Annotated in this window: 12 protein-coding genes and 3 pseudogenes; 5 read left to right on the plus strand and 10 right to left on the minus strand. The window is 69.3% G+C overall.

The features are described 5' to 3' along the window. Positions 1-107: 107 nt before the first annotated feature. The 6 genes and pseudogenes from ACH4E8_RS19545 to ACH4E8_RS19570 all read right to left on the minus strand — a co-directional run. Positions 108-587, minus strand: coding sequence for a hypothetical protein (locus tag ACH4E8_RS19545; RefSeq protein ID WP_398449796.1), 480 nt, complete (start codon positions 585-587; stop codon positions 108-110). Between the two features lie 132 nt (positions 588-719). Further along, the gene (locus ACH4E8_RS19550; RefSeq protein WP_398449798.1) at positions 720-1,634 is read right to left on the minus strand and encodes an aromatic prenyltransferase; all 915 of its coding nucleotides are present in this window, start codon (positions 1,632-1,634) and stop codon (positions 720-722) included. 53 nt (positions 1,635-1,687) lie between these two features. Next, entirely contained in the window at positions 1,688-2,536 is an 849-nt protein-coding gene (locus ACH4E8_RS19555) for a DegT/DnrJ/EryC1/StrS family aminotransferase (protein ID WP_398449800.1), read from the minus strand. A gap of 17 nt (positions 2,537-2,553) precedes the next feature. Next, a pseudogene (locus tag ACH4E8_RS19560) lies at positions 2,554-2,803 on the minus strand (transposase); the annotation flags it as partial. Between the two features lie 765 nt (positions 2,804-3,568). Then, a pseudogene (locus ACH4E8_RS19565) lies at positions 3,569-4,235 on the minus strand (lyase family protein); the annotation flags it as partial. 23 nt (positions 4,236-4,258) lie between these two features. Beyond that, positions 4,259-4,767: pseudogene (locus tag ACH4E8_RS19570) on the minus strand (FAD/NAD(P)-binding protein); the annotation flags it as partial. Between the two features lie 478 nt (positions 4,768-5,245). Here ACH4E8_RS19570 and ACH4E8_RS19575 point away from each other — a divergent pair. The 4 genes from ACH4E8_RS19575 to ACH4E8_RS19590 all read left to right on the plus strand — a co-directional run bounded on the left by ACH4E8_RS19575 (position 5,246) and on the right by ACH4E8_RS19590 (position 8,493). Continuing rightward, positions 5,246-5,641 (plus strand): hypothetical protein, encoded by a 396-nt coding sequence (locus ACH4E8_RS19575; protein WP_398449802.1) that lies wholly within the window; start codon positions 5,246-5,248, stop codon positions 5,639-5,641. Between the two features lie 337 nt (positions 5,642-5,978). Beyond that, the gene (gene mvk / locus ACH4E8_RS19580; RefSeq protein ID WP_398449804.1) at positions 5,979-6,980 is read left to right on the plus strand and encodes a mevalonate kinase; all 1,002 of its coding nucleotides are present in this window, start codon (positions 5,979-5,981) and stop codon (positions 6,978-6,980) included. Further along, positions 6,970-7,383: a hypothetical protein gene (locus ACH4E8_RS19585; protein ID WP_398449806.1), complete on the plus strand. Its 414-nt coding sequence runs from the start codon at positions 6,970-6,972 to the stop codon at positions 7,381-7,383. Before mvk ends, ACH4E8_RS19585 begins: the two co-directional genes overlap by 11 nt. Positions 7,384-7,515: 132 nt before the next feature. Next, positions 7,516-8,493, plus strand: a complete 978-nt coding sequence (locus ACH4E8_RS19590) for a 3-oxoacyl-ACP synthase III family protein (RefSeq protein ID WP_398449808.1) — start codon at positions 7,516-7,518, stop codon at positions 8,491-8,493. Between the two features lie 18 nt (positions 8,494-8,511). Here ACH4E8_RS19590 and ACH4E8_RS19595 read toward each other — a convergent pair whose 3' ends face one another. From ACH4E8_RS19595 to ACH4E8_RS19610, 4 genes are all read right to left on the minus strand, one after another. Next, positions 8,512-8,853 carry a DUF6059 family protein gene (locus tag ACH4E8_RS19595; RefSeq protein ID WP_398449810.1) on the minus strand — a complete coding sequence of 114 codons (342 nt, stop codon included), beginning with the start codon at positions 8,851-8,853 and terminating at the stop codon, positions 8,512-8,514. A 423-nt stretch (positions 8,854-9,276) separates the two neighbouring features. Next, complete coding sequence (locus ACH4E8_RS19600) at positions 9,277-9,471, minus strand: ferredoxin (RefSeq protein ID WP_398449812.1); 195 nt, start codon at positions 9,469-9,471, stop codon at positions 9,277-9,279. Between the two features lie 9 nt (positions 9,472-9,480). Further along, complete coding sequence (locus ACH4E8_RS19605) at positions 9,481-10,671, minus strand: cytochrome P450 (protein ID WP_398449814.1); 1,191 nt, start codon at positions 10,669-10,671, stop codon at positions 9,481-9,483. 272 nt (positions 10,672-10,943) lie between these two features. Further along, positions 10,944-11,420: a carboxymuconolactone decarboxylase family protein gene (locus ACH4E8_RS19610; RefSeq protein ID WP_398449816.1), complete on the minus strand. Its 477-nt coding sequence runs from the start codon at positions 11,418-11,420 to the stop codon at positions 10,944-10,946. A 284-nt stretch (positions 11,421-11,704) separates the two neighbouring features. On the opposite strand from ACH4E8_RS19610, the gene ACH4E8_RS19615 reads away from it, so the two are divergent. Next, positions 11,705-12,679: a ParB/RepB/Spo0J family partition protein gene (locus ACH4E8_RS19615; RefSeq protein ID WP_398449818.1), complete on the plus strand. Its 975-nt coding sequence runs from the start codon at positions 11,705-11,707 to the stop codon at positions 12,677-12,679. Positions 12,680-12,713 lie beyond the last annotated feature (34 nt).

Genomic DNA, 12,713 nt, shown 5'->3' on the forward strand with positions numbered 1-12,713 from the left:
GGACAGCCTTTGCCCTTAGGGTCCACAGAGGAATAACATGCCGACGCGTAATGCGCTGACCTGCGCTTTCAAGCGCCAGAACGCATAATTCGATTCTCTGCGTTCCTTCAGTCGACCAGATAGCGCTGGATAGTGGGGGCGAGAAGCTCGACGATTTCTTCCGACGATGCCGTGGAAATCGGGTCGAGTCGGAGAATGTAGCGCAGGATTACCATGCCCCAGACCTGCGCCTGTGCCGCATTGATATTCAGCGGCGGCACTTTGAGGATCTCGGCTACTTCATGGATGTCGAGGGACTGCGACAATCCGAGCGCCTTCCCCAACTGGCTGAAGATCTGTGAGGATTGGGCGGACATGAAGGCGCGCATCCTCTCCGCACCCGCCTCGTCGGTGATCGCAGCCGTCAGATCCGCCAGGAGTTGCGGCCGGACCGCGGGGTCCTCCCACTGTTTCAGGGAGGCTTTCAGTAGGCCCGCTGCCAGTTCTTCACGCTGCCCGGAGATCGACTTCGCGCCGGCCTGGGCCAATGCGTCCCCGAGAGCATTGAGAGCGGTCGGGCCTTCATCGACCTCGGTGATTTCGGGCATGAGTTCCTCCGTTGATCAACAGGAGATTTCCGTGAGCGACGAAACCGGGACTACAATCGTCACTCATCCCCCTAGAGGCTCGCTGGAGTTCTACTGCGCCCTCGAATTACCCACGGTCGCCGACGGTAGGGATCACACCTCTTGCCCGGTGAGGTTCCGGAGCAATGTCCGCATGAGGGGTGAGACGCGGATATAGGGGCCAAGGTTCAGATAGGGCCCGTCAGCGGTCCACTTACAGGCGGCGATGACGATGGGATCGCCGCCATAGGTGCGCCGGGCACTCCGTACGAACTTCTCGGTCTCTGGCTCGATTCGCACGGGAAGTGCGGAGGGATCCCAGCCACGGACCGGCGCGGGGGCATAGCAGATTCGCTTGACCTGCGCGGAGTCCCAGCTGAGGGTGACATACACGCGGAACGATTTTCGGGCGAAACCGAGGAGTTCACCATCGGGCCGGGGCAGACCCAGCTCGTGCTGCAGCGACAGGACGTTCTCCGCCTCGCCGAACTCTGCGGGGAGCCCGGCGAAGTACAGATTGACCGTCCGGCGCCGGTAGTCGATCCCGATCATCGCGGCCTGGTGCAGATGGTGGCGCGCGAAGAGGCCGGCGTTCTCGGCGACGGCGTGGGGCATGGACGGCAGGGCCGCCAGTTGCTCCACCTTGAGCGGGTCGAACGGGAAGTGCGCGTAGATCTTGCTGAAGCCGGCGGCCACCCCGCCGTCGATGAAGTACTCGCTCACGGGTACTTGCTTTCGGATGTCCGAGAGCAGGGTGGTTGCCGGGTGGTCCGTGGCCTCGACGAAGCCGTGCTCCACGGCGGTGGTGTAGGGGTCGGGACCCTCGGTGGGCACGGTGATGGTGTAGTCGAGCTCGGACGTGGGGTGTTCGCCTGTCGACACGCTCAGCACGATCCCGGCGTCGGCGAGACCGTCCTTGTACGCGGTCAGGACCGGCACGATCTTCTCGCGTGTGCAGGGCACCCCCACCTGCCGGGCCGATTCCTCGATGACCGAGTAGACGTCCTCGACCTCTGTGACTTGGGACACGGGTCCTCCTTATGCCTGTCGGTTCCCGCCTGTGGCGGTGAAGAGCCGTCCGGCTACCGGGCGACGGCCAGGGTGGCGGGCGGTGCTGAGTGGTAGGAAACGTCCCCGAAGCCGGCCTTGAGCAGCCAGTCACGGTGATCGGAGCGCCGCCGGGTACCGCCCTGGTTGGGCTTGAGCAGCATCTCCGAGGCGAACAGCGGCGGGAACGCGGGGCCGCTGCGGTCGTCGACGGCGTCGTCGCAGACCACGAGGGCGCCGCCGGGTTTGATTGCCCGGCGCAGCCGCGTGAAGACCTCGGTGTTCTCCTCGGGGCCCTCCTGGTGGGCGATGTGCGAGTGGAGCGCGCGACGTCGTAGAGCCCCGTACCGAAGTCGGTGGAGTGGAAGTCGCCGTCGATGGCAGGTGAACCTGTCGGCCGGGCCCCGCTCTTCCAGGAGCTCGCGAGCGGTCGTGTTGATCGGCTCCCAGTCGAGCTGGGTCGAGCGGGCCTGTGCGTTGGCCTCCAGCCACAGGGCCGAGTAGATGCCCGGCCGCCGCCCACGTCGAGGATCGACACCTGGCCCGCCTCTGGCAGGCGCAGCACCTGCGCGGCGAGCGTTGCCGCCGGGGCCTCTCCGATGCGGCTCAGCTGGACCTGCGGGATCGCCGCGGCGAGGTCGGACGGCTTGAAGTTGTAGCCGATCTCGGTGAACTGCGGGGATCGGCAGCCCGATGACCTGTGCCTGGTGGAAGATGCTGCCGATCTCGAAGGACGACCGCAGCCGGGCGTCCGCCGCGATCGCCGGGTCGGTGGCGATCAGGGCGCTGCCCTCATCGCTGGAGGCGTCTTTGCGCCTGTGGAAGGACAGGCAGGCCGTCTCGGCCAGCGTGCCCGCCTCGCGGTCCTGGTACGTCGCGCCCACCGAACAGGCCGCGTCCTCGGATCGGAAGTCATTGGCCCGAACGCGTTGGGCTCGGCCCGCAGCATGGCGACATCGGCGGGACAGTCGCCGCCGAGCCCGACCGCGAGCGCCTCATCCAGCAGGTTCTTGCCCGGATCGTGCACCGCGCGGGACTTCCGCCAGGGCGCCAGTGCCGTCGATATCGCCTGATCCAGACCGGACTTGCGGACGTCTCCACCAGCAGCACGGTCCCGGTCTGCGAGACCACTGCGCTACCACTGCCCTCAGCCGGACACGCGGGTACGACCACGCTTCTTCATCTGGGAAGCGTCTCCGACAGGGGCGGGAACAAGGGCCCGGACAATCCTGATTGTCGCTGGTCAGGGGCGTTTTCTGTTGTCCTGGTCATCTGCCGGACGGCTCACTTCGCCAAAGCACGAGGTTGAGAGTCTGCTTTCTGTACGTCCGTGAGTGATCCGCGCACAGGTGCAGAGGCCGACCTGGCCGGTACGTCGGACGGACATGGTGTCGCTGACTTGGTTGCGAGGGTGTCGGCGCACGCGAAAGCCCCCTGCGCTGTGCAGGACGACAGCAGAGGAATACAGACGGAGGGTGGATCGCGAGGGAGATCTGTGCCGCGTCGCGTCCGGCATGGAAGCAGTCTGACCGGATGACGCATCAGGATCGCTTGAAGCGCCTCATCGCCTGTCACTCAGTAACTTTTAGGCAGGGGCGGCGTGTTGAGATAGTGACATGCCCTTCATCGCCCCACCAAGGGCCTCCGGAAGTGACGTGGGCCACATGCCGGGGGGTGTCGCGCTCGCCCGCAGCCCAGGCGTTCCCCACTGGTCCCGCAGGCCCTGCCGGCACCGTCGATCAACGGACTCGGTGGCGCGGGGCAGCCCTGTTCTACGGCGCGGTCGGAGTCTGGTACCCAGTCAGCAGAACGACCGGACGCCCGTTCGTCACGGTCTGCCGGGTCGGTCGCAGACCGCATCGGTGCGGCGTCCGGTCACGGTGGCCAGGCCGGCCGCGATCCCCCGGGCGGAAAACGGGCGAGCGCGCGGTCGGCCAGCGGGCCCGTGAGGCCGGTCCCCGGGTCATCTCCAGGTCGGCGCGCGTCCGGCCGGCGTGGACGACCAGCCCGCGGGCGAGTTCGACGGCCGTGTGCGCGGCCCCGCCGGTGAACCGCAGGCATTCCGCGCAGCGGCTGCCACTCGGCGTGCCGCACCCCGGCCGAGCGTTCGTCCTCGGCGCTCAGGCACTGGTACAGCACGGCGGCGAGAGCCGGGACCTGGAGGGCAGCCGAGCGGGTCAGGGTGGCGAGCCACGGGGTTGCGCTTGTGCGCATCGCCGAGGAGGCGCCCCGTCCGGACACCCGTGGGCTCGGTGGCCTCGGCCACCTCGGTGCGGACGAGCACCAGCACATCCGCGGCGATCTTGCCGAGGGCACCGGCCGCGTGCGCCAGCCCGGCCGCCAGGTCAGCGATCGCAGTGCGCAGGGCGTGCCAGGGCGGCCTGGGCGCGGCGTGCAGGGCAAGGGGGGCGGCCCGCCATCACCGTGTCCCGGTGGGCGGCGGCGAGTTCCCCCAGGGGCGGCGGCCGCCTCCCGCAGGTCGGCGACGATCAGGCGCAGCGTCCGCGTGGCCACGAGCATGGCCCCGGTATCGAAGATGTTCTGGCTGGTCGAGCCATGGTGCACGAACTCCTGTGCCTGGGGGGTGTTCGGGGATCGCCTCGGAACAGGGCCAGGTGGTCGAAGAAGTTGAGCCCGAGGCCACGCACCAGCACGTCCTCGCCGGGGTCGATGGCCGGCAGGTCGGCGTGGGCCGGATTGGCGGGCGGCAGATGGGTCAGCCCGTGCTGGGCCGCGAACTCGGTCAGCTCCTGCTCTGTCTGGGTGAGCCGAGCCGGTATGTGTCCCCTGGGCGAGGACGACCGCGCCGAGGCCGGACAGCGGGGTGCCGTCTTCGAGCACGTCGGTCTGCGCACGGGCGGGCCCCCGGCCGTTCTGTCGTCCGGGGCGCGAGGGTGTTCATCAGCAGATGGCCGGACTGCGTGGGCCGACATTCCCGTCCCGAACCGGGCGGGTCCGGGTCGACGACGTGCGCCGTGACCGCTTCCCGGCGAGGGGGTTTGCGCTCCTGTGCACAGAGCCGTTCCAGGACGGACAGGCCCCGGGGGCCGGCGCCTACCCGACACGCCTCCAGCTGTGGTGCCGGATCGTTCGAGGACGGCTGAACCGCCGCCACCGGGGGCAGTCCTGCGGAGAGCGCGACGCCGAGCGGGCGTTCGCCTCCGTGCGTTGAAGACACAGCGCCTCCTTGTCACCGTAACCGTCGGCGCAGGCGCTCGATCAGGGCTCGGGTTCAACTGGAATTCGGCTCAAGGTAAATCGCCAAGTGATTCCCGAACAGGGCTTGAGAGGGACTCTACCGCTCGTCCGTACGTTCTCATCGGCGAGTCATGAACGGAACAGCAAAATTCTCTGCGGATCTGGAACGAAGGGAATCGATGCAGGTTCACTCGTGCCCCAGATGCCACACCGGGGGTATCCGCAGCTCAGCCGGCCCTCTCCTGTGTGCCGACTGCGTCAGGTATGTCGAGCGTCAGCTGCGTGCGCTGGCGAATCTGCACGGAGAATGTCTGAATCACGTATCGCCGACGTCCCAGCGAACGAACCCGACCAAGGTCTCCGGAAGTCGTCGGAATGACGTCCTCGACATCTCCGTGCTCGACAGTCGGCGCAATATTCTCGCGGTGCTCGAATCGTGGTGCGGGATCGTCCTGGATCAGCTCGGGTGCGCGGCCCCCCAGCGCACCGTGCCACATCTGGCGCGCTTCCTGATCCGGCATGTGGCCTGGCTGACCGGGCAGCCCTCGGCCACCGAGTTCGCGGACGAGGCCGTCGGCCTCGCCGGCGAGCCGCGCCGCATCGTCGACCCCGATCCCGGCATCCTCCAGGCACTCATCCGGCAGTGCGTCATGGAGGGCTGCAACGGGACGATCAGCGCTTCCCCGCAAAACCTGAAAGGCAAGGGCTCGACCGGTGGCAGTGTCAACTGCTCGGTCGGGCATTCCTGGAGGATGCACGAGCTGCTCATTCCGGGGCAGCTCAAGGAGTAGGAGCGAAAGGGCGTCAGAGCATGATCAAGCCACCCCGTCACCGGCTCGTTCCCACGAATGTGGCGGCACTCGCCATGGGCGTGAAGGAAGCGACCATCCGCAAGTGGGTGAGCCGCGGAAAGATCACCCGGTACGGCACACCCGGATGCCGCTCGGAGTTCGACATCGAGGAACTCACACAGATCGCTCTGCAGCGTCAGAACTTTTCTGAATCTCCGGAGAGCGCGCCGGAATGGGCGCGCACTCCTTCATGCCGATCGCGGTCTCGATGCACAAACGACAAGGGGAGCTGAGTGCGTTGACCCTGCCAGCCTCAGCGGAGGGGGCACCGGGAACGATGGGAGCGACGGAAGACCTCGGCACCCGACCGGCCGGCGGCACGGCCGGGATCGGCCGCGCCCACGCGAAGGCCATCGTGCTCGGCGAGCACGCGGTCGTCTACGGCTCCCCGGCGCTCGCCCTTCCGATACCAGAGCTCACGGTCACGGCACGTGCCGGCTGGGGCACGCGCTCCCGCGACGACAGCGACGACGACCTGTCGTTCACGATGCCGGGGTCCGCGTCGCGGGCGGTGGTGGCCCAGGCGTCCCACAGCCTGCGTCGGCTCATCAACGCGTTCGAGGCGCGGACGGGGGCGCACAGCAGGACGCCCCTGACCGTGGGCCTTAACGGCGCGATCCCGCCCGGCCGCGGCCTCGGTTCGAGCGCGGCGAACTCACGTGCCGTGGTGCTGGCCCTCGCCGGGCTGTTCGGCCGTGAACTGACCGAGGACGTGGCTTTCGACCTGGTGCAGACAGCCGAGAACATGACACACGGCCGGGCCAGCGGCGTCGATGCCATGGCGGTGGGCGCCTCGGCCCCGCTGCTGTTTCAACAAGGCCGGGCCCGCACCCCGGCCATCGGCTGCGACGACGTGTTCATCGTCGCGGACAGTGGCACCGCGGGCAGCACCAAGGAGGCGGTCGGGCTGCTGCGCGCGCAATTCGGGCAACGGACCGGTGCGCGGGAGACGTTCGTCCAACGGGCGACCCTGCTCGTCGGCCGGGCCGTCCGGTACCTCGCCGAGGGACGGCCGGCAGAGCTCGGCGCCTGCATGACGGACTATCACGAGCTGATGCACGAAGCCGGTCTGAGCACCGACCGCATCGACGCACTGGTGCGGGCCGCGCTCGCGGCGGGCAGCCACGGTGCCAAGATCACCGGGGGCGGCCTGGGCGGCTGTGTCCTCGCGCTGGCCTCCCCGCGGACGGCCGGCCAGGTCACGGGCCAGTTGCTCGCGGCCGGCGCCGTGCGGGCCTGGGCCGTACCGCTCATGGGGACCGGCAGCCATGAACGGTGACCTCCCGGCCCCCGGCCGGCCGGGCACGCGGGCCCCGGCCGGCGGCGCGGCCGTCGTCGCACACCCGAACATCGCGCTGATCAAGTACTGGGGCAAGCGCGACGAGCAACTGTTCCTGCCCTGGACCGACAGCCTGTCGATGACCCTGGACATCTTCCCCACGACGACCTCGGTCCGGCTCCACGCCACGGCTGACCAGGACGCACTCACCCTCAACGGCGCGCCCGCGCAAGGGGAGGCGCTGCGTCGCATCACCGCGTTCCTCGACCTCCTACGGGAGCGCGCGGAACTGCGGCAGCGGGCCGTCGTGCGCAGCGAGAACACCGTGGTCACCGAGTTGCTGGTGCCGCGCGGCGTGGTCGAGGACGTCAACGCGGAGCCCGGGTCCACGGGCCGGCTCTGAACCCGTTCGTGGCGTGTGGCCCGTGGGCAACCGCCCTCGGCTGCCCGCCTTCGAGGGCCGAGACCGCCCACCGGCGAGCCCGGACACCGCACAGCACAGCCCATTGCCACCACTGAAGGGGAGGGCAGCTGGATGACCGACGTACGTATCATCGGCACGGGTGCGTATGTGCCGGACCGGATCGTCTCCAACGACGAAGTCGGAGCGGCGGCAGGAGTCGATGACGCCTGGATCACCCGCAAGACCGCCATCCGGGAGCGGCGCTGGGCCGCCCCCGGCCAGGCCACCTCCGACCTGGCCACGGCGGCGGCGCAGGCCGCGCTGGAGTCGGCCGGCATCACCGCCGAGCAACTGTCCGTGATCGCCGTGGCCACCTCCACGCCGGACCGTCCCCAGCCGCCCACCGCGGCATACGTACAGCATCGACTCGGTGCGCCCGGCACCGCGGCGTTCGACGTGAACGCCGTTTGCTCGGGGACGGTGTTCGCGCTGTCCGCGGTCGGCGGCGTCCTGGAGCACCGGGGAGGTCACGCGCTGATCATCGGCGCGGACGTGTACTCGCGCATCCTGGACCCGGCCGACCGCAGAACGGTCGTCCTCTTCGGGGACGGCGCGGGCGCGATGGTCCTCGGCACGACGGGCCGCGGCCCACGTGTGCGGCATGTCGCGCTGCACACGTTCGGCGAGCTCTCGGGCCTGATCCAGGTGCCCGCGGGCGGCAGCCGGCTGCCCCTGGACGTCACCGGACTCGACGCCGGGGAGCAGTACTTCTCGATGGACGGGCGCGCGGTGCGCCGCTTCGTCGTCGAGGAACTGCCGCACCTGGTGAAGGGGTTCCTGCACGAGGCCGGCGTCAGCCCCGAGGACATCAGCCACTTCATCCCGCACCAGGCCAACGGCGTCATGCTCGACGAAGTCGTCGAGGACTTGGCCATGCCCCGCGCCACCACGCACCGGACGCTGACGCACTACGGCAACACGGGCGCCGCCTCCATCCCGATCACCCTGGACGCGGCCAACCGTGCGGGCGCCTTCCGCCCGGGCGAACTGCTGCTGCTCGCCGGATTCGGCGGCGGGATGGCGGCGAGCTTCGCGCTGGTCGAGTGGTGAACCGGCCCGCCGCGGCGGTCAGGCGCCGTCGGGAGCGGGCCACAGGTCCTGATCGATGCGGCGTTCTCGCGCGGTGAGCGCGAGGTCGGGGCGCAACCGCTCGGGATGTCCGGGCGGCGGTCCGCAGGGCTGCTCCCGTACGGCGCGAGCGGCTCGTGAGACCGCGATCCGGCAGGGGCGCGAACACCGTGTGGGTAGTACACCGTGGGGCCGGTGTGGGCGGCTCCCCTGGTCACCAGGGAGTGCCGGAGCCAGAGGCGGCAGGCCGCCAGCGCCCTGCGGCCGCTGCGCAACAACCCTCTCGTCTCTTGCCTTCCGCCGGTTCGCTCGCGACTGCCCGCACAGATCGGCTAGAGCCACTCGCGAGGCGGTCGACGACGATCATCCGACGGCTGGGCCGGTGCGGACGCAGAGCCCGGCAGCCCGGCCCCGCGCAGAGTTCCGCCCGGACCGACCTCCCGAACTTCGTAGGCCAAAGCAGTGGAACAATCTATGACCGGCTAACGGCAGTCGCACCGTCACCCCTTCCGGGGCCCGGGTCGACTCGTACGGCCCCGAAGGGCTCGCCGCATCCCGTGGAACAACGTAGGCAAGCGGGACAGTTCTGCAAACGGATCCTGCCCGACAGCATGGTGCGACAGCATCATCCCCACGGCCTTCGTGCCGAGCTCGTGTGCTTCTTGGCCGGATCACATGCGCGAAGGCCGCCTGTGTGTACTGCGGCTACCCATCAGAGTGATCAAGTGCGATGCACCGTTCGGACTCCGAGGTTAAGAGGTCAAGTCAGTCCTCCTCGACCACGACGGCCTGCACGGGGCAGGACCGCACCGCCTCGAGAACCAGAGGCTGTCCCGCCCCGCCCTCGCACCCGGGCAGGACCTCGCTCAGCCCGTCGTCGTCCTGCGTGAAGACGCCGGGCACGGTGAGCACACACATGCCCGCGCCCACGCAACGGTCCTTGTCGACGTGAATCCGCACACTCATCTCCTACCATCCGACCGGGAGCCGAACCATTCCCTGCAACGTGGTGCCGGGTTTGAAGGGGATCTGCGACACGGGCGCCGCGAGCTTCAGACCGGGCAGCCGGTGGAACAGGGTGCGCAGCGCAATCTCGATCTCCGCACGGGCCAGGTTCTGCCCCAGGCACTGATGAATACCGAAGCCGAAAGCGAGGTGGTGGCGGTCCTCGCGGTGCCAGTCCAGTTCGTCGGACGCGCCGTGCTGCGCGGGGTCGCGGTTGATCAGGGACGTCGACATCATGACGCCGTCGCCCGCGCGGATCGTGTGGCTCCCGTATTCAATGTCCCGCGTCGCCACCCGCATGCCGCCCTCGGCCACGGAGAGGAAGCGCAGTAGTTCCTCGACGGCCGCAGGCATCAGGTCCGGGTTCGCTCGCAGTTCGTCGAGGTGCTGAGGGTGCTCGATCAGCGTGAACGCTCCGAGGGAGATCATGTTGGTGGTGGTCTCGTGGCCCGCGACGACCAGCAGCGCCGCGAGCGCCATCAACTCGTCGCGCTGGATGTCCCCCCGGGCGTACGGCTCATGGATCAACTCGTCGAGCAGGGCGTCTCCGGGCTCATGCTGCTTGCGCTCGATCAACGCGCCAAGGTAGGAGTCGAGTTGCTCGCCGGCTCGCTGAGTGTCCTTGACAGTCGGTCCGCCCAGGAGGCGTCGCGACTGCTCCTCGAAGAACTCGTGGTCGTCGTAGGGCACACCGAGCATCAGGCACATCACCTGTGACGACAGGGGCAGCGCGAACGCGCTCACCAACTCGGCCGGCGGCCCCTGGGCAATGATGTCGTCGACCAGCCGGTCAGCGATCTCCTGGATGCGCGGGCGTAGAGCGGAGATGCGTTTGGCCGTGAAAGTGGGGATCACCGTCCGGCGCAGCGCCTTGTGCTCGGGGTCATCCATGCCGAGCAGTGAGAGGCGGCGGCCGCGGACGCGGTTCTTGAAACCTTCCGTCGGCGACGGGAACGCCTCGTTGTCCTGGTCCGCGGACAGGCGCGGGTCGCTGAGGAGGTCGCGGGCCGCGGCGAACCCCGTGACGAGCCACACGGCGCGGCCGTCGTAGAGCTTGACCTGGGTCAGCGGCCGGTCCGCACGCAGCGGGTCGTATCCTGCCGGCGGGTGGTACGGGCACGTACGGTCTTGAGGGAAGGGGACCAGTTCCCGCATCACAGTTTCTTCCGTCATGGATGCCTCGCATCTGTAGCGACAGGTGAACGAACCTGATCAGACGGGCCGCCGCCGGCCCGGGCGCAGTGCAGGCGGCCGACGTCACCATAGGCATGGGAGCCGACCGCCGCGCACGGTGTGCGACCGCGGCGATTCCGCACTTGCACACCGTCGAGGGCACCGGACACCGGGGCCCAGCAGGCAGCTTCACGGCCCGGTGGCCGCGCCGCTCGGGTGCGCGTCCACCGGGCTTCCACGACGGCTCCAGGCGATCAGCCGAAATCGCCGGGCCGGTAGTCGCCGCCGGGAGTGCGGTTGATGACGCCGAAGCGGTTGGAGGAGTTGATGAAGGAGATGAAGCACACCAGGGCCGACAGTTGTTCCTCGTCGTAGTACTTGGTGGCCTCGGTCCATGCCTCGTCCGTGATGCCGCCGGCTCCGTCGGAGATCCGGGTGCCCTGCTCCGTCAGCTCCAGTGCGGCACGCTCGGCGTCCGTGAAGACATTGGACTCGCGCCAGGCTGCGACCAGGTTCACCCGTGTCGCGGACTCCCCCGCGTGTGCGAGGTCCTTGGAATGGGCGTCCGTGCAGTAGCCACAGCCGTTGATCTGGCTCGCCCGCAGCATCACCAGGTCCTGGGTCGACTTCGGCAGCGTCGACTCCTTGATGAGGACGCGGCTCGCCGAGGCGAAGTACTTCAGTGCCTTGGCGACGACGGGGCTGCCGAAGAGGTTCAGACGGGGTTCCATGGCGATCTCCTGCGGTGGTGTTTGGTGCGTACGTCCTGAAGACACCGCACGGCGCGGGACTGTGACATGGATGCGCACGGCAGGCGGCCGCCGGCCTTGTCCTTGAGAGGGGCTCCAGCCGGATTTGAGACCGGCTAGCGGCGCGTTGACACCGTGTGGTGGGACCGCCTCCAATGTCGCTCGGAAGCGGATCCGCCGTTGCAGACGCCGTCAGGAGGCGCCCGTTGTCTTTGGCTGAGCAGGTAACGTACCGGGCCGGTGGTCCCGGCAGGATCGCGTCACCGGTGCAGTGGATCGCATCGCACCCGATCACCCCCGTCCGCGTCGATTCGCTCGTGTTGGACGGCTCCCCTCGGCTGTCCAGCCCGGACCAGGCTCACGTGCGCATGCTCGCCGAGACCAAGAGTGTTCTACCGCCGATCACCGTGCACCGCCCGACGCTGCGCGTCATCGACGGTGTCCACCGGGTTCACGCGGCCCGGGTCAACGGACGCAGCGAGGTCCCGGCGAGGCTGCTCGACTGCGACCGGGCCACCGCCTTCGTGCTGGCCGTGAAGGCGAACGTCGCTCACGGCCTGCCGTTGTCGCGCGCCGATCGCACCGCCGCGGCCACCCGCATCATCGAGGCTTTCCCGCAGTGGTCCGACCGCGCGGTGGCGGCGGCCGTGGGGATCTCCGACAAGACGGTCGCCCGCCTGCGGACCCGGTCGCCCGCCGGGCGCGTGGTCCAGACCGGCACCCGGCTCGGCCAGGACGGCCGGTTACGGCCCCTCGACAGCGGCCTTCGTCGGCGCCGCGCCGCCGCTCTCCTGCGCGAGGCACCGGACGCGGGCCTGCGGGAGGTGGCCCGCGCCACCGGGCTCTCCCCAGCCACGGTGCGGGACGTACGGCGTCGGATCGACCGTGGCGAGGACCCCGTGCCCGGCCGCTACCGCGAGGTCCGGCCCACCCTCCGCCCTCCCGTCGGCCCGGACCGCCGGCGCCCTGCGGCCGCGCCCGCCGACGGCGAGCGCGGGGCCGTCGTGGTGGACCGGCACAGGCTGCTGGCGAAGCTGAACGAGGACCCTTCGCTGCGGCTCAGCGAGACCGGGCGACGCGCTCTGCGCTGGCTGCACCACTACTCCGTCACCAGCCAGGACACCGAGACGCTCACCCACGGACTGCCCTGCCACTGGGCCCCCGAGGTCGCCGATCTGGCCCGCAGCTGCGCGGCCGCGTGGAGCGAGCTGGCCGGACTGCTTCAGGAGCGCGCCCAGTAGCGCCCCGCTCATCGCCCGCTCATCAGGACCGACG

Source organism: Streptomyces sp. NPDC017979 (genome assembly GCF_044328175.1).
GTDB lineage: Bacteria > Actinomycetota > Actinomycetes > Streptomycetales > Streptomycetaceae > Streptomyces.